The sequence below is a fragment of the Methanoregula sp. genome (assembly GCF_041663825.1).
GTDB lineage: Archaea > Halobacteriota > Methanomicrobia > Methanomicrobiales > Methanospirillaceae > Methanoregula.
The window spans coordinates 37,830-57,583 of record NZ_JBAYLY010000008.1 but is presented as its reverse complement, the minus strand read 5'-3'; the positions used below and the strand labels follow the sequence as shown (position 1 = coordinate 57,583).

Here is a 19,754-nt window from a genome sequence, read left to right as displayed (position 1 = left end):
TTCAGATCCCCAGCTGGGTCCGCTTGAGTTCGATGTGGTCCGTGATGAGGACTGCCGCTTTGGACGGGTCTGGTTCGACAGCGAAAGTCGCGTTAACGACGCCTTTTAACCCATCGGTCAGGAGCGATACCGTGGCCGGACTTCCTTCGATATGCGGCATCACGCCAAGCACCGTGTAAACCCCCGAAGCAACGAAGTAAGCCCCGATCGAGACCGCCTTCTGGGAGTACCACTCCGGTGCTGCACCGGCAATGGGCAGTTTGTGGATCGGCACATTGAGCGCATTGGCAAGTTCTGCCGCAAGCACGAGAATGCGGGAATTGTCTACGCAGGAACCCATGTGGAGGACCGGCGGGATCTTTAAGGACTCGCAGACCGCCCGCAGGTCATCGCCGGCAAGCGCTGCCGCCTCGGGCCGGAGCAGCCCGGCCTTCCCGGATGCGACCGCGGCGCAGCCTGTCTCGACACAGAGAATATTTCTTTTGATCAGTTCCTTTGCGAGTGTGATATGCCCGGAGTCATGCTGCACATGGGGGTTGTTGCAGCCGACAATTCCGACCGCTCCCCGGATCTTCCCGGCAGCGATCAGGTCGATGAGTGGCTTGAACGAACCGCCGAGCGCGTTCTTGATCGCCTCGTTCGAGAATCCTGCCATGACCGGGACCGGTTCTCCCGGGATCAGGACCCGCTGGGGATTCCGGTTTTTATAATTCCCGACTGCCATCCGCACGATTGCCTTTGCCGTGAGATAGGCATCCTCTGCATGGAAGTCGAAGAAATACGAGCCCGGGATCGTGGCTTTTGAACTCGTGGAGATGATATGAGTGTGGTAACAGCTCGCGGTCCGGGGAAGCGAGGGGAAGATACACTGGTAGTCCACGACCATCGCTTCAAGGGCGCCGGTCGCGATGATCAGTTCCTGGTTGAGATGGTTGCCCGTCATCGGGATGCCCTGCCTCATGAGCAGTTCGTTCCCGGTACAGCACATACCGACAAGGTTGATCCCCTTCGCACCGTTTTTTTGCGCGAGTGCGACCAGTTCGGGATCCGCTGCCGCCTTCACGATCATTTCGGAGAGCATCGGGTTATGGCCATGCACCGAGATATTCACGTGGTCAGCTTTGAGCACGGCAAGGTTCATCTTCGAGCTCGTGATCTGCGGCGTGCCAAACAGGATGTCAGAGACCTCCGTACCGATCATCGACCCGCCCCAGCCGTCCGAGAGCGAGGTACGCAGTCCCTGGAGCAGGATATTGACATAATCCGCCCCGACCCCCATCTGGACCCGGTGCATGGAGTCCACCACTTCGCGGTCGATGCCCCGGGGGCTGATGCCGGCCTTGTCCCAGATCTCCCGGGTCGCTTTCGGAGCACGGTTGAGGAATGTGAGAGTGTTCTTCCTCATGCCGTACTCGTCGAGCATGGCGCCGCCTAATTCGGCGGCGAGCTCTTCAGGTTTTTTCCCACGGGTTTCGATACCATATTCCGTACAGATTCTCCCGAGTTTTGCTGCATCGGTGATTGCATAGTCTTTGGCCTTGCCGGTCCCAAGCAGCCAGAGCGTTTCGGCAATATCGCGGCCATGGTCCGAGTGGGCTGCGGCCCCGGTGGCAATCATGTCCAGCAGGTTGCGGGATACAATAAGATCGGCATCGGCACCACAGACACCCCGGATCCGGTGGGGCGGGATGATCCGGCAGGGCCCCATCGTGCAGCGCGAACAGGAGGTCCCGGTAAGACAGTACTTGCACGGGGGCTGCTGCATCTCGAACCGGTCCCAGACGGTCTCTATCCCCTCCCGCAGCATCAGGTCAAGGATCGGCTTCGCGTTCTCATCGATTGTCCGCTCGTTCTTCTTCTGCTCGATTAAAGCCGGGTTCATGAGCGACATTCTCGCCCGGTCAAGCTCGCAGACATCGAGTTTTTCCCGGATCAACCGGGGTTTGGGTTCTTCTTCCATCTCACTCACGCCATGATACTGGATAACTGGTAATCCATTATCGCAGGATATAACCCCTTGGGTTGTACCAACCGTCCTGCCAGCCCCATAAAAAATCCCGGTTGTTTTTAAAATTTTGTTTCATACTGTGGCTTTCAGGAATGGCTCTGCCGGGTCTGACAGGTTGACGGGACTTGGTGGAAAAAATTCAATTAAATGTGACTTTTTCCGACGTAATGAATTGAAGAAAATGTCATTGGTCCCCAAGAAGTTATCAGCACCGCGCAACAGAACCTTGCATTAAAATCTTTAAGAAGAGGCTCCGTCTTTTTTATTTTGCCTGACACCCAGCAGTCCCAGCAGGATTTCAGGATCAGTGGTTGGTTGTGCACAGGAATGACCTGAACAAAGAAATGCGGTTGCCTTTCCACATTTTGCCTCAAGATCCCGCGTAAAAGGCGCGATAGCCGCTAATGTTTGCGAGAAGTCCGGCTCCAGCAAAAGAATTGTGAGCGATGGGAGATACTGCTTGTTTATTGCATCGATCAATATCCTTGTGTCGTCTGCATCGCGTTTGCCGCAGATGACAACTTCCGTTGCCGGACCCGTGGCATAATCCAGTGCGCAAAGGAACCGTGTGTAACCGGCGGGATGCTCATTTACCGCCTCACCAGCCCATCGCGCGAGATTGTCTGCCTCACGTTCAGGCGCCGTTTCCCCGGTCAGACGTGACAGCCTGACCAGATTTTCCATCGCCAGGGAGTTAGCTGAGGGGACAGCACCATCATAGAGTTCCTTTTTCCGGATGAGGACCGGCTCTGACTCATCCGATACCAGGAAGAATCCTCCGGAACGGGCGTCAAGGAAGTGCTTAATGAAATATGTATTCAGCTCAAGTGCGGCTGTAAGGAACTGCGGGTCAAAACCGGCCTCATAGAGTTCGATTAGCCCGCTGATGGTGAAAGCATAATCATCGGCAAACCCGGGGATCGCTGCTTCCCCGTCACGATAGCGGTGAAACAACCCTCCATCGGGACTTCGCATCCGCGTGAGAACAAATTGTGCAGCCTTTTTTGCCGATCCAAGGTAGAGTTCGTTTCCGAAGGCCCGTGCGGACCGGGCAAGTGCTCCGATGAAAAGACCGTTCCAGTCCGCAAGAACCTTATCATCACAAAACGGTCGCCGGCGCTTTTCCCGGGCCGCATAGAGCCGTTCCCGGATCGAAGCCATCCGCTGTTCGAGTGTTGCAACGGAAAGACCCGTGAGTGATGCGCATTCTGTATCTGATCGTGTACAGTACAGAATGTTCTGCCCTTCCCTGTTTTCTGTGCCGGGAACATTTCCTTCGGGAACCATATTGTAGACCAGAGCGGTAAGGAGCGCGTCATCGGTTCCCAATACGCGGCGCACCTCCTCAGTTGTCCAGAGATAAAATGCGCCTTCCCCTTCAGGACTGTCTGCGTCTTCAGCGGACAGGAAAGCGCCCTCCGGAGACAACAGATGCCGGAATACATAGGTAATAATCTCTTCAGCAGTTTTCCGGAATTCCGGTGTGCCGGTGGCAAGGAACGTTTCAGTGTAGGCCGCCAGCAGGAGCGCCTGATCGTAGAGCATCTTCTCAAAATGCGGTACCCTCCACCGGGAATCGGTCGAATACCGGTGAAATCCTCCCCCGATGTGGTCATGGATACCTCCATTATGGATCTCTGCAAGGGTTTTTGTAACCATCTTAAGAGCACGCTGGTTCCCGGTCCGTTTCGCGTACCGTAAAAGAAAGAGAACCGTATGGGGTGCCGGAAATTTCGGGGCGGTCCCGAACCCTCCGTACGCTTCGTCAAACATCAGGGACAGGTTCTCATATCCTTTGGTAAGGACACGGGGGTCCGGTATCGATCCCGATGATTGTTCCAGAGGAGTGACAAGTTCAGATACAATTTTTTCTGCTGATGCGAGGAGGTCGTCGCGCTGATCTTTCCAGAGACGGGAAACCCGGGTGAGGATATCAACGAGCCCGGTCATGCCAAACCTGCCCAGTTTCGGAATGTATGTCGCAGCAAAGAATGGCTTTTTCCCGGGCGTCATAATAATAGTGAGCGGCCAGCCACCCTGCCCGGTCATCAGCTGGCATATCGTCATATAGGTACCGTCAATATCCGGGCGCTCTTCGCGGTCTACTTTGACCGCGACAAAATCCCGGTTCAGTAACGCCGCCACATCAGGGTCTTCGAAAGACTCGTGGGCCATCACATGGCACCAATGGCAGGTTGCGTAACCTATCGAGAGGAAGACCGGTTTGTCTTCCACGGCAGCCCGCAGGAACGCATCATCTCCCCAGGGATACCAGTCGACCGGATTGCGGGCGTGCTGGAGCAAGTAGGGGCTTTTCTCTTCAGATAACCTGTTACTCTGTCCTTTTTGCTCGCTACGGCCCGATTGCTCATGAGGCATTACAACCACTTGGCAGCGGTATGATAAGAGCTTTTCACCAGAGGGTGCTGTCAGATCTTCGGGAGATATGATTCAATCTACGTCGAGATGAGGGTTATTACCTCCCGACAACCTGACAGAACATGATCCAAAGAGGGAGGCGGATGGGAAGAAATGCGTCCCCCTCCCGCAAATCTTTGTCCCGTCTGTTCAGACATTCTGAACGGGAACAAAACTGTTTCCGGAATGCATCGCGACCGATCGGGGCATCTCGATACCCAGCGCTTCTTTTAAGACTTCCTCGATGGACTCCACCGGTACGAACACCAGTTCGTCCCTGACATCCCCGGGCACGTCCTGCAGGTCCCGCTCGTTCTCTTTAGGCAGGATAATCTTTTTAATTCCCGCCCTGTGGGCTGCAAGGATTTTTTCCTTGATCCCCCCGACCGGCAGTACTGCACCGCTCAGGGTGATCTCACCGGTCATCGCAAGATCCGGGTCAGCAGTCTTCCCGGTAATTAAGGAGGCAAGGGCCGTAAAGAGGGTCACGCCCGCTGAAGGACCGTCCTTTGGCGTCGCGCCTGAGGGAACATGGACATGGATGTCGCTTGTCATGAAGTTAAAGCCGTTCTCCGCGTTTCCGAGACGGGAACGGATGAGGGAGAGCGAGATCGTTGCCGATTCCTTCATCACGTCCCCAAGCTGGCCGGTCAGGGTGAGCTTGCCGGTGCCGGGCATGAACGTCCCCTCGATAAAGAGGATCTCTCCCCCGACCGGTGTCCATGCAAGACCGGTGACAACCCCGGGGACGGGCTCCTTGCGTGCCACTTCCTGACGGATCAGTTCCTTTCCGAGCACGTCCGGGAGATTTTTCGTAGTGACAACAAACGGAAGTTCGGCAGTCCCGGAGACAATTTTCTCGGATACATGGCGTGCCGCTTTGGCGAGCTGTTTCTTGAGCCACCTGACACCAGCCTCCCGGGTGTACTTTTCGATTATTACCATCAGGGCCTCGTCCTCAAACCGGAGTTTGTCCGCATCGAGACCATGCTCGCTGAGGATACCGGGAATGAGGTGGTCTTTTGCAATGGCGAACTTCTCGTTCTTCGTGTAGCCCGAGATCTCGATCAGCTCCAGCCGGTCGAGCAGCGGTGCGGGGATGGAGGCAAGGGAGTTCGCAGTCGCGATGAAGAGCACATCGGATAAATCGTAGGGGACCTCTAAGTAGTGGTCCGAGAACGTGTTGTTCTGTTCGGGGTCGAGCACTTCGAGGAGAGCGCTCGCCGGGTCACCGTTATACGACATCGCCAGCTTGTCGATCTCGTCAAGGACAAAGACCGGGTTCTTCGTACCGGCTTTCTGCATGCCCTGGATAATCCGCCCGGGCAGGGCGCCGACATAGGTCCTGCGGTGCCCCCGGATCTCGGCCTCGTCCCGGACGCCGCCAAGGCTGACCCTCACGTACTTCCGGCCGAGCGCCTCGGCAATGCTTTTACCCAGGCTGGTCTTGCCCGTGCCTGGCGGGCCGGCAAAGAGAAGAAGGGACCCCTGTTTCTCCTGCCGGAGTTTCATGACCGCAAGGTGCTGGATGATCCGCTCCTTGACCTTCTCAAGGCCGTTGTGGTGACTCTCAAGTACTGTTCGTGCTTCCGCAATGTCGATACTCTTCTTCTCATTGGTTGTCCACGGGAGATCGAGCAGGAGGTCGAGATAGTTCCGGATAACTGAACTCTCATGGTTCTGGCTGCCCCCGGTCTCAAGTTTTTTCACTTCCACGAGAGCTTTCTTGCGGACCTCGTCCGGCATCGCGGATTGTCCGATCCGTTCCCGGTAGCCCTGGTCACCGGGTGTTCCTTCACTCTCGTCAAGTTCTTCCTGGATCACCCGGAGCTGTTCCCGCAGCATTGCCTCACGGTTCGATTTGCTCACCCGGTCAGTAACTTTCTTTGCCATCTCGATCCGGATACTGATGTTCTCGCGCACCCGGATGAGAAGTTCAAGGAACGTAATGTACCGCTGCCGGACCGGGACTATCTCCAGGAGCATCTGCTTCTCGGCCAGCGGAACCGGCAGAAACGGTGTGACAAAGCCCATGATCTCATCGATGGATTCCATCCGGTCTATCGGGCCGGTAAACTGTTCCGAGCCGTTAAAGCGGCTGCTGATCTCGTGGATGGTGAGCCTGATGTCCGAGAGTATACGACTCCTTAAGTCATCTTCGAGGTCCAGTACGTCCGGGACCAGCTCGTACGTGGCATAGAACCGCCCGTTCTTTTCAATAACCGAGACCGTTTTTGCACGCCCGGTGACCATTACACTGACCAGGTACCCGCCATCTATTGGTTCCATATGCTGGATCCGTAACAGGTTACCAATCCTGTACAACGATTCCCGGGTCAGGTCCGCAGGCCGGGTACCGCTTTTCACGGAGAGACCCAGAGCATGAACCGCGTCTTTGTTCTCATTATCCATGGCGGCAAGCAAAAGTTCACCGGTGGCTTGGTCAACCGGGAATTTTGTCCGGCTGTACGGGTACACGACAATCTCAAAGAGGGGTATGATGATCTTTTCCGCTGAGTTTTCTTCTATACTCTCTGTGTTTTCTGGTTTCATGATTGCCTCAATAATTTAGTTCGAATTTACCTAACTAAAGTGCAGCACAAAAAAATTACCTGACTTTCTCAAGAATCTCCACCAGGAGTTCCTGCTCGCGTTCATCAAGTGTTTCCATCATCCGTTCAATCAACCGTCGCAGGGAGGCCTGTTCGGCCTGTGCAATTGTTCTCCCTTTTTCTGTCAGGCGGATGTAGAGGATCCGGCCGTCATCGGGACAGCGTTCGCGGTACACACATTCCATCCCGACGCATTTGTTGATCATCTCGGTGATCGTGGGCTTGGAGTTCTTCGTGATCTCCGCAAGCCGGCTGAACGTGACATCCCCCTCTCTGTCGATGACTTTAAGGTAGGCGATCTGTTTCACCGTCATATCGGAGAGCCCGCATTCAGAGAAGATCGAGCAGGAGCATTCGTTACGGATCCTGACCAGATGATCCAATACCTCGAACAGGTGCACCTCTCGTTCCTTCATGCTCTGATCCTCCGTTAGTTAGGACTTACCTAATTATAAAGATGGTGGTCTGGGTATATCCCAGTAGTCCCCGGTTTTTGCAGCCAATCTTTACAGAATTTGTAAAATACCCGCATCTTTTATATGTCACCGGTCAGGTTTTATCTAGGAGAGAAGGGGGCCGCACCTGTCCGGGGCTGTTCGTACGCCCGTTGCGGCACGTTTTTTTGGGGACTAAGGATTGCGAGGCCTGCCAGATGAGAAAAGGGAGCGGTAAAAAAATACAAACAGCCCCGCCGGATCCGGGCAGGGACAAAAAAAAGGGCAGCGATGCCGCGGAACTGATGCACGACTCTGAAGATCGGGCAATCCTCGCATCCATTGTCGAGTACTCTGACGATGCAATCGTTGGCAAATCGCTTGACGGCATTATTATGAGCTGGAACGCCGGCGCCGGGAAAATTTACGGATACACCGCAAAAGAGGCGATCGGCAGGGATATCAGGATGCTCGTGCCCCCCGGGGAAGAGGATGACATTGAATATATCCTCTCCCGGATCCGGAAAGGAGAGCCGGTCCTCCATTATACCACAGTCAGGATGCACAAAGACGGTGTGCAGATCCCGGTGTCCCTGACCGTCTCGCCAATCAAGGACCGGAACGGGACGCTGATCGGCGTATCGACGATCGCCCGGGATATTACTGTACAGAAACAAGCTGATGAGGCGCTCGGGAAGGCGAACGCGTATAACCGGAGCCTGATCGAGGCGAGCCTTGACCCACTGGTCACCATCAGCTCCGATGGCACGATCAACGATGTGAACGAGGCGACGATCCGGGTCACCGGGTTTTCCCGGAAGGAGCTGATCGGGACAGACTTCTCGTACTACTTCACGGAACCAAAAAAAGCAAAAGATGGCTACGAGAGGGTGTTCCGGGACGGGGCCGTCACTGACTACGCGCTGGAGATCCGGCACCGGGACGGGCATGTAACCCCTGTCCTCTACAATGCGACCGTGTACCGCGATGCATCGGGAACCGTCATTGGGGTTTTTGCCTCGGCGCGCGATATCACCGAACGAAAAAAAGCCGACGAAGAACTCCGCAAAGCAAAAGATCTCCTGGAAATCCGGGTAAAAGAACGGACGCAGGAACTGGTGAAGTCCAATGCCAGTCTCAGTACTGAAATCGAGGAACGCAGGAAGGTAGAAAACACCCAGCGTGAGACGAGCCAGTACCTTGAAAACCTGATCAACTACGCCAATGCCCCGATCATCGTCTGGGACCCGGAATTACGCATTACCCTTTTTAACCGGGCATTCGAGCACCTCACGGGCAGAAAAGCAAAGGAAGTCATCGGTCAGCATATGGAAATCCTCTTTCCCGTCTCCTATCTTGCCCCCGCAATGGAGCTTATTAAAAAGACCCATGAAGGGGAGCGGTGGGAAAGCGTGGAGATACCTATTCTCCACCGGACGGGGGATATCAGGACAGTGCTCTGGAACTCTGCCGCGATTTTCGGAGATGACGGCAAAACCATCGTTTCAACAATCGCGCAGGGTCAGGACATCACCGACCGGAAAAAGATCGAGTCCGAGTACCGGCTGCGGGCATCCGAATATGCAAAGATGAATATCGTACTCGAAGAAGAGGTCCGGCAGCGAAAACTATCCGATACAACACTGAAAAAAACCCTGTCGCTCCTCAATGCCTCCCTTGAATCCACCGCCGATGGAATCTTTGTGGTCGACCAGCAGGGAACAATCACCAGTTACAACCAGAATTTTATAAATATGTGGCGTCTCCCCCCCCGGTTGCTGGAACCAGGAAAAAATGGAATGGTGATGAAGTATGTCCTGCCGCAACTAAAAGACCCCGATGGATTCTTGGCGAGCCTTGACGATCTCCAGAACCCCTCGGGACGCGAAAGCTTTGACATGATCGAATTTTGTGACGGGAAAATCTTTGAACGCTACTCAAAACCGCAGAAACTCGGAGACCAGGTGGTTGGCAGGGTATGGAGTTTTCGGGATATTACCGACCGCAAGCATGCAGAGGAGAAACTTGTTGCCTCCCTCCAGGAAAAGGAAGTGCTGCTCCGTGAGATCCATCACCGGGTCAAGAATAATCTCCAGCTGATATCCGGCCTGCTGGACATGACCCGTATGCGTACCGGCGATGAATACACCAACAGTATCCTGACCGACATGATGCTCAAGATCCAGACCATGGCGCAGATCCACACGCGGCTGTACGAGAGCAAGCAGTTCGGGAAGATCAGCCTGACCGGTCAGATCGAAGACCAGATCGCCGGGCTCTCGAATATCTATTCCCTCAAGGGCCATGAGATCCGGTGCGAGATTCATTCCGAGGAAGTATTTCTCGCAGTAGACCAGGCGATTCCCTGTGCGCTTGTGGTAAACGAGATCCTCTCAAACGCGTATAAACATGCGTTTGCCGGGCGAAAAAAAGGCATTATCGACATTTCTGTCGTGCAGGAGAAAGACAGGATCCGCATCACGATCCACGATAACGGAACCGGGTTACCGGAAAACCTGGATATCAGCCGTACCAATAGTCTTGGCCTCAAACTGATAAGGACACTGGTTCAGCACCAACTGAAAGGATCGCTTTCTTTTAAGAACCGGAAGGGTACTGAAGTGAATGTGGAATTTCCCGTTATTCCCGTGGGGGCTTAAAAAAAATCATGTCAAAAATACTTGTTGTCGACGATGAGGCGATCATCACGATGCAGCTGGAAGAACGCCTGAGTAAAATGGGATATACCGTTGCCGGCATGGCTGCCTCCGGCGAAGATGCGGTCGAGAAAGCGCGGCGCATCCGACCGGATCTTGTGCTGATGGATATCGTAATGCCGGGAAAGATGAATGGTATTGAAGCAGCAAAAATTGTCACGAAGGAACTGGATATCCCGGTTGTTTTTATCACAGCGTATGCTGACGATGCCATCATCGAGCAGGCAAAAAATGCCCGGCCCTACGGCTATATCGTAAAGCCATTCAATGAACTGGAAATCAAAGCAGCCATTGAAGTGGCACTGTTCCGGAAAGCGACTGAACTGGAAGAACAGAAACCAGGAAAATCTGTACAGGGAAAAAATTTGCCGGGAAAAGAAGCAGACAACCGTGAACAGGATGGCCTTGCCTGTCTCGATCTGCCGGAAATTAAAACCGTATTATTACAGGATATCTTCACCGACATTGTCCTCTTTCTCTACACGGACCAGGTTACAAAAGAACCGATATTTAAATTTGCACTGGAACAGGGATTAAAGAAGGGAGGGCGCAACCTGTTTGCCTATTTCCAGTCCACGCTCCCGAAATACTTCCCAAAAGAGATCCAGAGAAAGGAACTGTACACCCGCCGTCTCAAACGAAAGGAAGTATACACCCTGCGGGCTGCCCTTGATAAATGTACAGACTCCCTGCGGGATACAGGTACACCGGCTTCCCTGCAGATTCTGCTTGACTTTTCTGAAACCGATGAGTTTGAGGATATTCTGGCAATCAGGAAATTACTTCTTTTAAAAAAGGAGAGCGGCATTTCCATCAACGGGATCATTGCCATAAATATCGGGAACATCGATCATACCCGGATACAATCCCTTGCTGAGGGGATCCCAAAGATCATCGTGTCTACCGGCAAAGAGACAACACTTTCGTTTGCCCATCATACTTTTCCTGCCGGTGCTGTTTCTGTTGTTCCCCAGTCAACCATCGATGATGTGGTAAAAAAATCCCTGGAACCGGTGGTTCTTTCTCTTCTGGACAAACCGATATCCGGGTATGATATCGTTCATGAAATCCATAACCGGTACAGGGTTCTTATCCCTCAGGCACGAGTTTACACACTCCTCCATGATCTTATGGAGGAAGGATACCTTGAGATCAGGGTCTCAGGAAAGTCCAAATTGTATTGCCCTACGGAAAAAGGGAAAAAACAGATCAGCCAGAAGCTCGATGACTACAAACGGGTCTTCCAGCATATCATGGGAGAGGGGACCGGGACGGATGCCGGCATTCCCGATACGAAATGAACCGGCAGGAGCATCGGTCAAATCCCGACAGATAAAGTTCCTCTCCCTTTTTTACTTGCGTGGGAAAAATACACGGTTTGCCCGTTCGTGCCGATCCCCTTAATTTGTCATGAAAATTTTGAAAACTTCAGTCGATAGAGCAGGCAAATGGAAATTCGAGTTTGGAGTGCAAAATTTTCATTGCTTTGGTGCGAAATCTTTGACTTCATGCGGGTTTTTTTAATGGAACAAGATTTGCAACATCCAGTCAGGTTTATCTGCATTCCAAAAGAGGTAGTCACGGGTAGATCGTTACCCGGTGGGAGTGGACGTTCATCAGTGGGAAAACACGTGCCCTCCCTGCACACGAAAAACCATGCAAAACACCACGCTGGATCATACCAGTTATGAGGATAGCCAAAAAAAGGGCCCGGTCCGGGGAAAACGGACGTGACGGGTTCCCTTTTACCTGGAAAAATCCTCCAAAGTTACCACAGACAAAAATCAGGCCGCACCGGGTTTTGCGGAGGTGTGCCTGCACTGCAACACCGCGTGAAACCCGGACAGAGCCAGGTTGCTGCCCGATACGAAATGCGTCCCATTCCGGAGTTACCGGCACACCGGTTAATCCTGGCGGGAACGACCTCCCATGAATTATCCGGGAAAATCACTGCACAAAAAGCCAGACAAGGATGAAGGAATATGCGATCACAAAACCCGAAACCAACTACGCCGGAAAAGGCCGTGGACCCGGCTCCGGTTCTCGAACCAGCAACGACTCTTCACGATGAAGGCAAGTTCCTTAGAATCCTCACAGAACTGCCCGGCATTGCTGAGGAAAGGATCAAAATCGATCTTGAAAATTACTCGACTTCGGTTACTATTCTTGCATCCGATGCCGTGGTACAATACAAAAAGGTAATTACCGTCCCCTATGAAGTAAGGTTCATCAAAAAGCGGTTTTCCGAAGGAGTCCTTGAATTGACCCTCGAAAAAACAAATCCTGCACCACTCTGATCGCTTTTTTTATCCCTCCCCGTTTTGGCAAGAGCAGGAATATTGTTCCAGAATTTGTTTCAAAATCTGATTTTTTCGCAAGATCCTATAAGATGATCCGTTCTATTCCCGAAACAGGTGAGATGAATTCCCCTGTTCCTGACTTCAGAAGGACTCTTCACCGCCGGAGAGGACATGAACCGGATCTGGCGTGATTTTTTTTACAAAACCGGTGACCCCCGGTGGGATACCCGGACAGTACTCCACCGGTACCGAACGGCATGCCCTGTACAGGGCTGTCACCAGTGCACAAACCCGGACTGTCCGTACGCGGATTTCATCCGGCACTGCTGGAGCCATCCGCGATGCGATTAGCAGGCCCGTTTACCCGGGCGGCCCCGGGCTTAAGGAGGACCGATGAGAGCCGGAAAAATCCGAAACGAGCCGCCAGGGCAAAAAGAGAACCGCAGAAGAACCGATCAGAATAAAAAAAGGAGTGTCCCATGCAGCAGATAACAAGCAGCAAAAAGTACCAGAACGGGATCCAGGTCTTCTGGACCGAAGAGGGAGGAGAGCAGTTCGCTTTCTTTACCTATGAAGAGATCGTCGACCAGAAGATCAATGGTCTGGACGTACTGAACAATCCCCGGCTCTACCGGGTGAATGCAGCCGGTCACAGGCTGGAATCGTCTGTCGCGGGGTGCAGTACTACAAAACCCTCGTGCGCGGGAGAGATCGTCGTCACGCGCTTCCTGGATGCACCGCGCGAGCTGGCCTGGAAGGTGTGGACCGAGCCGGCGCTTGTCATGCAGTGGTGGGGACCTAAAGGCTACACGTCGCCGTCCTGCACAAGCGATCTCCGGGTGGGCGGGAGGTATCTTTTCTGTATGCGATCCCCCGCGGGCCGGGATTTCTGGAGTACCGGGGTGTACCGGGAGATTGTCCGGCCGGAAAAAATCGTCTATACGGACAGCTTTGCCGATGAAAAAGGCACGGTGGTCCCGGCAACGTATTACGATCTGGGCCAGGAAGTTCCCCTCGAAATGTTCGTGACGGTGACGTTTGAAGTACAGGCCGGCAGGACACGGCTCACCCTGCAACATGCCGGTATTCCCGCCGGAGATATGAACGATTTGACAAAGGCAGGGTGGATCGAATCGCTGGACAAGTTCACGGGTGTCCTTGCGCAGGAAGTGTTCAGGGAGAGGGGCAGGGATAAATGAGCGGGACGATCTGCGGGGTGCTGGCCCTTCCCGGGCGATCTCCCTCGGTAAAAGGCAGCCCGGTTCCCTTTCAAACTGGTTCCTTCGGTGAAAAGGACCGGTCTTTTCCCCGGGGCCCTTGAAAAACCGCCGTATTTCAAATTTTGTCTCATTGTTTGAATTTCGGGAAAGGCCCTATACCCTCGTGTTGTGCATTTCCCTGCACGTGGGGAGGATGCCAGGACGGGCAATTCCCCGGTTTTTAAAAAGAGGTGAAAAATCATGCAGAAAAAAACAGAGGAGCTCATAAAAAAATTCGAGCAGGATTACGAGATCAATGTAGGAGTAACAGAGACCCTGACATCCTGGACCGTTTTTGCACAGATACAAGAAAAATCAGAGACCGGGTTCCACACCCGGCATATCGGGAAAAGATACGTTACCGGGCCAAACGCGAACGGCAAGGTCCAGATCTTTTCCGACCCCCGTAATTCCGAGGCCTACACGGTGGAATCCTGGGGAAAGATGGAGTTGTGTGATGAGTTTGTAGAAAAAGCGCTCGCCCGTATTCTTGTAGACAGGGATGCGGCGGACAACTGATATGTGAAAGACTGCGGAACCTTCAGTACCCAAACGATACGAAATTTACGTGAATAATTATGACCCCGTTACCACCATCATCAAAAACCGTACTTAAGATCCTTCACAAAGGCGGTGCAATGACCCATAAGGATATTGTAGAAAAAGCTCATTGCTCGCCGAGGACAGTACGCTATGCGTTGAGAAAACTAAAAGAAAACCAGCTCATCATTGAGAAGATGAACATACAGGACATGCGCCAGATCATTTACCAGGACCTGAGTGTTCCGCTGCGACAGTCCTGGGTGCCGGACCTCTTCTCATGAGGATGTATGGTGTTCCTGACCAGATAGGACGCCGCTACGAATGAGGCAAATCATCATGAAAGTTACTATCGAACGTTCAAACTGTACCAGCTGTGGAAGCTGCTGGGAAACGTGCCCGGCATTCTTTGAAGAGAATCCGGACGATTCGTTCAGCCAGGTTATTGAAAAATTCCGGTCAGAGGGAAATATCGCAGAAGGCTCTGCCCCGGATGACCTGAATTCCTGCGTGACAGAAGCGGCAGATCTCTGTCCTGTACAGATCATAAAATTCGAAGAAGCATGAAGGACACGTATCCTTTTTGGATCTGATGATCGCACGAATGTAAAAAAAACCCAAGAATCAACATTAGGGTGGAAAAAAGATGCCAAACCGAAACGACGGAAGACTGGGACTGCTCACGGACAAAAACAGTGCCCTCGTGCTCGTGGACTACCAGCCCACGATGTTTGCCGGTGTCGCGTCAGGAGACAAGACGATCATCCGGAACGCGGCGTATTGTGCTGGCAAAGGCCGCAAGCATCCTGAACGTGCCGGTCGTTCTCCCGACCATCAACCCGCAGCACAATGGCAATTTCATCGCGGATGTCACAAAGATCTTCCCCTATAAGGAAGTGTTTGCCCGGGCCGGTCCTGTTGGGTATGCGGTTGAAAGGGAAATTCTTTTGAGGTGAAAAATGACGCAAACATACGATTATATCATTGTGGGGGCCGGCACATCCGGCCCGATTGTTGCATCCCGGCTGAGTGAAGACCCCAGGGTTTCCGTTCTGCTGCTGGAGGCAGGCGGGGAGAATACCAACGATATTTCCCGGGCACCGGGAGCCTTCTTTAAAGTCTGGGGGACTCCTTACGACTGGCAGTATGAGTCGGAACCTCAAAAGGGGTTGAACAACCGGAAAATCTACTCTCCCCGGGGTCGTGTTGTCGGGGGATCTTCGGCAATCAATGTCGGGTTCTGGATGAGGGGGACAAAGGAAGACTACGATTTCTGGGAACAGCAGGGCGCTAAAGGCTGGAATTATGAAAAGGCGCTTGAAAGGTTCCAGAAAATTGAGGATACCGATTTGGGGCCGACCAGGTACCGGGGAAAAGGCGGTAAGGTACACCTGGAAAATTCTGCATACCCGTCAGAATTTATCCATACTCTGCTCGACGCATTTAAGGAAGCCGGGTTTGGCGATATCGGGGATTTCCAGGCCGAAACCCCGTACCGTGCGGATATTGTCCAGAAAGATTACATCAACCGGGTCCGGCACACGCCTGCCGACAGTTACCTGTCTGAGGAAATCAGAAAAAGGCCCAACCTGACCGTTCAGATCGACACCTTCGTCCGCAAGGTTATTTTTAAAGGAAACCGGGCGGTGGGCGTTGAAGTCGAATATCAGGGAAAAGTCCAGCAGATCACGGCGGGTGCCGAGGTCATTCTTTCGGCAGGCTCCTATAACACGGCACAGATCCTGAAATTATCAGGAGTAGGGCCAAAGAAAGAACTGGCAAAGCACGGTATACCAGTGGTTGCGGATGTTCCCGGGGTCGGTGAAAACCTCAACGATCACCTGATGGTAAACGTGCGGATCCTCTCCTCCGTTCCCATCCCGGATACCCATTTCAACCCCGCGAGCGATGAGTCGATAGCAGAGTGGCGAAAAGAGCGGACCGGACCTGCCTGTTACTATCCCGGTCCGGCGGCCGGCCTGGTTTCGAGCGACGGGACACACACCGGCCCGGACTTTGAAGTGATCTTAGAGTATGTCCATACCGCAAACGGCTCTGAAAAAGAGTTCGCCGGAGTGAACAATATCGCCGAAAGGAGTGGATACTGCCTTGTCGTGATTCTTATGATCCCGAAAAGCAGGGGAAATGTCCTCCTGGCATCGGCAGACCCGCATGACAAGCCCCTCATCAATCCGAATTATTTCAGCAACCCGGATGATGTGAAGAGGTTTATCAAAGGCATCCGGTATGCATTGCAGCTCACGAAAACGAAAGCGCTTCTGCCCTATACGGAAAAAGTGCACCCCGCCCTCGACGCAAGCGACGCGGATATCGAAGCCTTCCTCCGCAGCGAAGCCTCCACCGTGTTCCATCCCGTGGGCACCGCACGTATTGGCGATCTAAATAAAGACCCCCTGGCTGTAGTGGATTCCCATTTGCGGGTCCGCGGCGTGGAAGGGCTGCGTGTTGCGGATGCATCCATCATGCCGCAGGTGAATCGCGGGCATACCATGGCACCGGTAACCTACATCGGCGAGATGGCCGCTCAGATCATTTTGTCGGGAATACATCGACGGTAACGGTGTTCATCACCCGGCATGAAGCACGAAAAGAGTCCGGATAGATGCGTCGGGTCGTATCGGTGCAGTGAGGATACTAGACGGAGGGTTCTGTCAAGTTGTCGGGGAGGTATCCCTCTTCTCGATGGAGATTGGAGCATTTCTCCCGCAGACTTGACAGGACCCTGAAATTTTCCCACAAATCAAATATCTGTCCTTTCCCGGACGGAGACCGCCACCCCTGCATCTGGTGAACTATGATTCCAAAATATCTGACATCAGTTTCAGAGATCGACAACCTCGTCGGGCTCTCCCCAGATTACACCCCCATCCCCGTAATCACCCCCACAACCTGCTGAGCAGTCCCCGGGTCCACAACCCGGGTGAGAATCAGCCCCGCCATCGCCACAAATACCGCCCAGAACACTTTTTTCACCTGCTCATTCTTCCCGAACGCCTCGATCGCTGCATCGGCATCCGCCTTCATCGCCCGCTGGATCAGTTTAGGCAGGAACACAAACAGCGGAAGGAACAAAACCGCCGCCCCGATGAACGCTAAGGTGATCTCCGCCCGGCCCGCAAGGAAGATCCCGACCGGGAGGGCAAAGAGGCCGGCCAGCATCGCAGCCATCCCGACCTCACCGAACCAGAAGTAATGCCGCTTCTCGGCGTAGTTCAACCGTTCTGCATCGGTCAGCGCGGAGAGATCGAAGATACCGAGCATGGAGAGCATCCCGTACCAGACCGCGTGCGTCTCCTCCGGGTCTGCAACAAGACCGAGGAAAAGGATCCCGACCGGTATGATAAGAAGGAGAAGAGGGAGGTGGGCCAGCACCAGGACGCCCCCGAGCAGCAGCCCGGTGCCGCAGATGGCGCACCGGGTCTGCATCTCATTCTCGAACATCGGTATCCTCCGCGATCCGGATCTCGAACACCGGGCTCGTGTACCCGCCATTCGTCGGGCTAAAATCCCGGACCCGGCCCATCTGCGCGAACTTGCGCCGGCCGGTCCGGATCTGGACCGTGTGAATGCCCGGGGCACGGGGATAGACCCGGTGCCCGTCAAGGTCGTGCATCTCATCATACGGCGGGATGTCGAACCAGTCCGGCCAGAACCGGACCCCTCTCGGGATATCGGTTCCCCGGTACAGATCCTGCAACCGCATCGGCGAAAGGTTGTCGTAGATCAGATCGATAATCAGGTTTTCATCACCCTGCTCCGGGTGCAGGTCCAGTTCATAGAAAATCGGATTGCGCCGCACTTCCTCGCCCGAAAGCGGGGTGCTTGCCGTCAGCGGTTCGAGGCCGCCGAACTTTCCCCGGTAGAGTCCGGTCACGGTTGCGACCGGCTGAATGTTTTCAGTATCCATGATATTTCTCCTTGTACACTTCGTGCTCGTCCCGGAGTTTCTTGAACTCCTCGACGACCTCATCGTATCTGCCGATCTTCTGGTAGATGGCAAACAGCAGGGGATAGATCGGGAGCACGGCCCCAAGCACAATCCCCAGAATTTCCGTTTCCATAACGGTCCTTGAAAAATGACGAGAGAACTATAAAGAGATGGGACCGGAGGTCTCCTTCCCTCCGGTTCTATTCGTCAAGCGATTTTAGGCAAGAGCTGCCACGGTGTCAGCCCATGTCTCAACCTTCGTTCGGATTGCATCGTCCGAGTACGAGGTGATAGTAACCCGGGTGCGGCTGAAGTTCACATTGTAGAGCTCGCCGTTCGCATCATGGCACTTGACGGTCGCGGAATACGTATCGGCATCCGTATCATGGGCCGGGACCCCGCCGTGAGCGGTGATGTTTGCGGTGTTCGCGAGGATTGCGGTGATGCCGACGTTAAAGCCGGAGATCGTGTTGTAACTCTCCGAGTTACTCCCGATCTTCTTTGCGTCATCGTCCTGGTACACGAATCTTGCCGTGTAGGTCTCCTTTGTCTTTTCCACAGCGGGATGACTCTCGCCGGCGGTCATATACTCTACACATGCAAACGGGTTGTCGGTGAGGACCGACTGGACGATCGTATTGAACGTCGCCACGTCTGCAATTGGGTTGGCAAGGGTGCGGACTGCACTCTTGACATTTGCATTCTGTACGAAATCTGCCATTCTTTACTCCCGCCCTCGGGCGCCTTTGGGCTAAAATATTACTCTGTAGGACGGGGGGCTTAGGTTTTACTGAAGGAAAGGGTGCGGTGGGTTCTAAAAAGAGACAAATATTATCTTTGTCAGATTCAAAGAGAGATCAATGTTAAAGTACCTGCGAGAGATTTTTATCTCGGTTATTGTATCAATTATTCTCTTTGCAGTTGTTACCTTTTTCACCGGCAGTGTTGTTGCGGGCATTTCCGTTTTCACCGCAGTTCTCGTTACCATTAATTTTATTCTGAATCGATATGAGACCAGGAATGATGCGACCGTAGAATTAAAAATTACGAATAAAGAAAACACCCCATTTTTTTCCGTTTCAATAGTTAATACCGGTGGAAAAATCATATATTTGGACAAAGGAGGGGTGAAAACAAAAGAGGGAATTATTGTCGATTTCGATGAAGAAGTAAAAACCGAAATAGTCGCAAAGAAAGAACCGAAAAAGCCGAAGTCAAGTTTTCCCTTTCTAGATAGCCTCCCGGACTATAATCTTAAACTCCCCGCGTTAAAACTCCCCGCGTTCTTCATTGTAAATCCCGGAGATGCAAAAACCTTTAGTAAAAAAGGAGCGGAGGTCCTTACACTCCTTACCAATAAAAAAGTTCAGCCTTCAAAGATTTTGGAACTGAAGGGTTTTTTCACGGATCAATTAAATCATGAATATGAGTCTGAATGGGTACAATTTGACGTTAAACCGCTTGTTGAATCTATCCTTCAAGATATGAATAACAGGGAGAAATAACCATTTTAATGA

General features: G+C 53.1%; 18 protein-coding genes. 10 read left to right on the top strand and 8 right to left on the bottom strand.

The window, feature by feature from the left end:
- Position 1 precedes the first annotated feature (1 nt).
- From cooS to WCX19_RS05430, 4 genes are all read right to left on the bottom strand, one after another.
- Positions 2-1,960, bottom strand: coding sequence for an anaerobic carbon-monoxide dehydrogenase catalytic subunit (gene cooS / locus WCX19_RS05445; RefSeq protein WP_373005934.1), 1,959 nt, complete (start codon positions 1,958-1,960; stop codon positions 2-4).
- A 288-nt stretch (positions 1,961-2,248) separates the two neighbouring features.
- Positions 2,249-4,387 carry a thioredoxin domain-containing protein gene (locus tag WCX19_RS05440; RefSeq protein ID WP_373005932.1) on the bottom strand — a complete coding sequence of 713 codons (2,139 nt, stop codon included), beginning with the start codon at positions 4,385-4,387 and terminating at the stop codon, positions 2,249-2,251.
- Between the two features lie 189 nt (positions 4,388-4,576).
- Positions 4,577-6,979, bottom strand: coding sequence for an endopeptidase La (lon, locus tag WCX19_RS05435; protein ID WP_373005930.1), 2,403 nt, complete (start codon positions 6,977-6,979; stop codon positions 4,577-4,579).
- Positions 6,980-7,034: 55 nt separating this feature from the next.
- Positions 7,035-7,454 carry a MarR family winged helix-turn-helix transcriptional regulator gene (locus tag WCX19_RS05430; RefSeq protein ID WP_373005928.1) on the bottom strand — a complete coding sequence of 140 codons (420 nt, stop codon included), beginning with the start codon at positions 7,452-7,454 and terminating at the stop codon, positions 7,035-7,037.
- 323 nt (positions 7,455-7,777) lie between these two features.
- On the opposite strand from WCX19_RS05430, the gene WCX19_RS05425 reads away from it, so the two are divergent.
- The 9 genes from WCX19_RS05425 to WCX19_RS05385 all read left to right on the top strand — a co-directional run bounded on the left by WCX19_RS05425 (position 7,778) and on the right by WCX19_RS05385 (position 16,867).
- Positions 7,778-10,132, top strand: coding sequence for a PAS domain S-box protein (locus tag WCX19_RS05425; protein ID WP_373005926.1), 2,355 nt, complete (start codon positions 7,778-7,780; stop codon positions 10,130-10,132).
- 8 nt (positions 10,133-10,140) lie between these two features.
- Positions 10,141-11,490 (top strand): response regulator, encoded by a 1,350-nt coding sequence (locus WCX19_RS05420; RefSeq protein ID WP_373005924.1) that lies wholly within the window; start codon positions 10,141-10,143, stop codon positions 11,488-11,490.
- Positions 11,491-12,171: 681 nt separating this feature from the next.
- Positions 12,172-12,486, top strand: a complete 315-nt coding sequence (locus WCX19_RS05415; RefSeq protein WP_373005922.1) for an Hsp20/alpha crystallin family protein — start codon at positions 12,172-12,174, stop codon at positions 12,484-12,486.
- 482 nt (positions 12,487-12,968) lie between these two features.
- A complete protein-coding gene (locus WCX19_RS05410) occupies positions 12,969-13,688 on the top strand; it encodes an SRPBCC domain-containing protein (RefSeq protein WP_373005920.1) in 720 nt (239 codons plus the stop codon).
- A 261-nt stretch (positions 13,689-13,949) separates the two neighbouring features.
- Positions 13,950-14,267 carry a hypothetical protein gene (locus tag WCX19_RS05405; RefSeq protein ID WP_373005919.1) on the top strand — a complete coding sequence of 106 codons (318 nt, stop codon included), beginning with the start codon at positions 13,950-13,952 and terminating at the stop codon, positions 14,265-14,267.
- A 59-nt stretch (positions 14,268-14,326) separates the two neighbouring features.
- Positions 14,327-14,572 (top strand): MarR family transcriptional regulator, encoded by a 246-nt coding sequence (locus tag WCX19_RS05400; RefSeq protein ID WP_373005917.1) that lies wholly within the window; start codon positions 14,327-14,329, stop codon positions 14,570-14,572.
- A gap of 55 nt (positions 14,573-14,627) precedes the next feature.
- Positions 14,628-14,855, top strand: coding sequence for a ferredoxin (locus tag WCX19_RS05395; RefSeq protein ID WP_373005915.1), 228 nt, complete (start codon positions 14,628-14,630; stop codon positions 14,853-14,855).
- A gap of 79 nt (positions 14,856-14,934) precedes the next feature.
- Positions 14,935-15,180: a hypothetical protein gene (locus tag WCX19_RS05390; protein ID WP_373005913.1), complete on the top strand. Its 246-nt coding sequence runs from the start codon at positions 14,935-14,937 to the stop codon at positions 15,178-15,180.
- Between the two features lie 67 nt (positions 15,181-15,247).
- Positions 15,248-16,867, top strand: coding sequence for a GMC family oxidoreductase (locus WCX19_RS05385; protein WP_373005911.1), 1,620 nt, complete (start codon positions 15,248-15,250; stop codon positions 16,865-16,867).
- Positions 16,868-17,165: 298 nt separating this feature from the next.
- Here the strand turns inward: WCX19_RS05385 and WCX19_RS05380 are convergent, their stop codons facing one another.
- The 4 genes from WCX19_RS05380 to WCX19_RS05365 form a co-directional block, all read right to left on the bottom strand.
- Positions 17,166-17,750 carry a hypothetical protein gene (locus WCX19_RS05380; RefSeq protein ID WP_373005909.1) on the bottom strand — a complete coding sequence of 195 codons (585 nt, stop codon included), beginning with the start codon at positions 17,748-17,750 and terminating at the stop codon, positions 17,166-17,168.
- Positions 17,737-18,216 carry a hypothetical protein gene (locus WCX19_RS05375; protein WP_373005907.1) on the bottom strand — a complete coding sequence of 160 codons (480 nt, stop codon included), beginning with the start codon at positions 18,214-18,216 and terminating at the stop codon, positions 17,737-17,739. Before WCX19_RS05375 ends, WCX19_RS05380 begins: the two co-directional genes overlap by 14 nt.
- A complete protein-coding gene (locus WCX19_RS05370; protein ID WP_373005905.1) occupies positions 18,206-18,370 on the bottom strand; it encodes a hypothetical protein in 165 nt (54 codons plus the stop codon). Before WCX19_RS05370 ends, WCX19_RS05375 begins: the two co-directional genes overlap by 11 nt.
- A gap of 84 nt (positions 18,371-18,454) precedes the next feature.
- On the bottom strand, positions 18,455-18,958 hold the full coding sequence (locus tag WCX19_RS05365; protein ID WP_373005903.1) for a hypothetical protein: 504 nt from the start codon (positions 18,956-18,958) through the stop codon (positions 18,455-18,457).
- Between the two features lie 139 nt (positions 18,959-19,097).
- Between WCX19_RS05365 and WCX19_RS05360 the strand changes: the two genes are divergently transcribed.
- Positions 19,098-19,742, top strand: coding sequence for a hypothetical protein (locus WCX19_RS05360; protein ID WP_373005901.1), 645 nt, complete (start codon positions 19,098-19,100; stop codon positions 19,740-19,742).
- Positions 19,743-19,754: the final 12 nt, after the last annotated feature.

What these genes read in the sequence shown, in the direction of transcription:
- WCX19_RS05410 (WP_373005920.1), top strand. Translation starts at nt 12,969, where the DNA reads ATGCAGCAGATAACAAGCAGCAAAAAGTACCAGAACGGGATCCAGGTC.
- cooS (WP_373005934.1), bottom strand. Translation starts at nt 1,960, where the DNA reads ATGGAAGAAGAACCCAAACCCCGGTTGATCCGGGAAAAACTCGATGTC.
- WCX19_RS05430 (WP_373005928.1), bottom strand. Translation starts at nt 7,454, where the DNA reads ATGAAGGAACGAGAGGTGCACCTGTTCGAGGTATTGGATCATCTGGTC.
- WCX19_RS05415 (WP_373005922.1), top strand. Translation starts at nt 12,172, where the DNA reads ATGCGATCACAAAACCCGAAACCAACTACGCCGGAAAAGGCCGTGGAC.
- WCX19_RS05370 (WP_373005905.1), bottom strand. Translation starts at nt 18,370, where the DNA reads ATGGAAACGGAAATTCTGGGGATTGTGCTTGGGGCCGTGCTCCCGATC.
- WCX19_RS05425 (WP_373005926.1), top strand. Translation starts at nt 7,778, where the DNA reads ATGCACGACTCTGAAGATCGGGCAATCCTCGCATCCATTGTCGAGTAC.
- WCX19_RS05375 (WP_373005907.1), bottom strand. Translation starts at nt 18,216, where the DNA reads ATGGATACTGAAAACATTCAGCCGGTCGCAACCGTGACCGGACTCTAC.
- WCX19_RS05420 (WP_373005924.1), top strand. Translation starts at nt 10,141, where the DNA reads ATGTCAAAAATACTTGTTGTCGACGATGAGGCGATCATCACGATGCAG.
- lon (WP_373005930.1), bottom strand. Translation starts at nt 6,979, where the DNA reads ATGAAACCAGAAAACACAGAGAGTATAGAAGAAAACTCAGCGGAAAAG.
- WCX19_RS05390 (WP_373005913.1), top strand. Translation starts at nt 14,935, where the DNA reads ATGCCAAACCGAAACGACGGAAGACTGGGACTGCTCACGGACAAAAAC.
- WCX19_RS05440 (WP_373005932.1), bottom strand. Translation starts at nt 4,387, where the DNA reads ATGCCTCATGAGCAATCGGGCCGTAGCGAGCAAAAAGGACAGAGTAAC.
- WCX19_RS05365 (WP_373005903.1), bottom strand. Translation starts at nt 18,958, where the DNA reads ATGGCAGATTTCGTACAGAATGCAAATGTCAAGAGTGCAGTCCGCACC.
- WCX19_RS05395 (WP_373005915.1), top strand. Translation starts at nt 14,628, where the DNA reads ATGAAAGTTACTATCGAACGTTCAAACTGTACCAGCTGTGGAAGCTGC.
- WCX19_RS05380 (WP_373005909.1), bottom strand. Translation starts at nt 17,750, where the DNA reads ATGTTCGAGAATGAGATGCAGACCCGGTGCGCCATCTGCGGCACCGGG.
- WCX19_RS05400 (WP_373005917.1), top strand. Translation starts at nt 14,327, where the DNA reads ATGACCCCGTTACCACCATCATCAAAAACCGTACTTAAGATCCTTCAC.
- WCX19_RS05360 (WP_373005901.1), top strand. Translation starts at nt 19,098, where the DNA reads ATGTTAAAGTACCTGCGAGAGATTTTTATCTCGGTTATTGTATCAATT.
- WCX19_RS05385 (WP_373005911.1), top strand. Translation starts at nt 15,248, where the DNA reads ATGACGCAAACATACGATTATATCATTGTGGGGGCCGGCACATCCGGC.
- WCX19_RS05405 (WP_373005919.1), top strand. Translation starts at nt 13,950, where the DNA reads ATGCAGAAAAAAACAGAGGAGCTCATAAAAAAATTCGAGCAGGATTAC.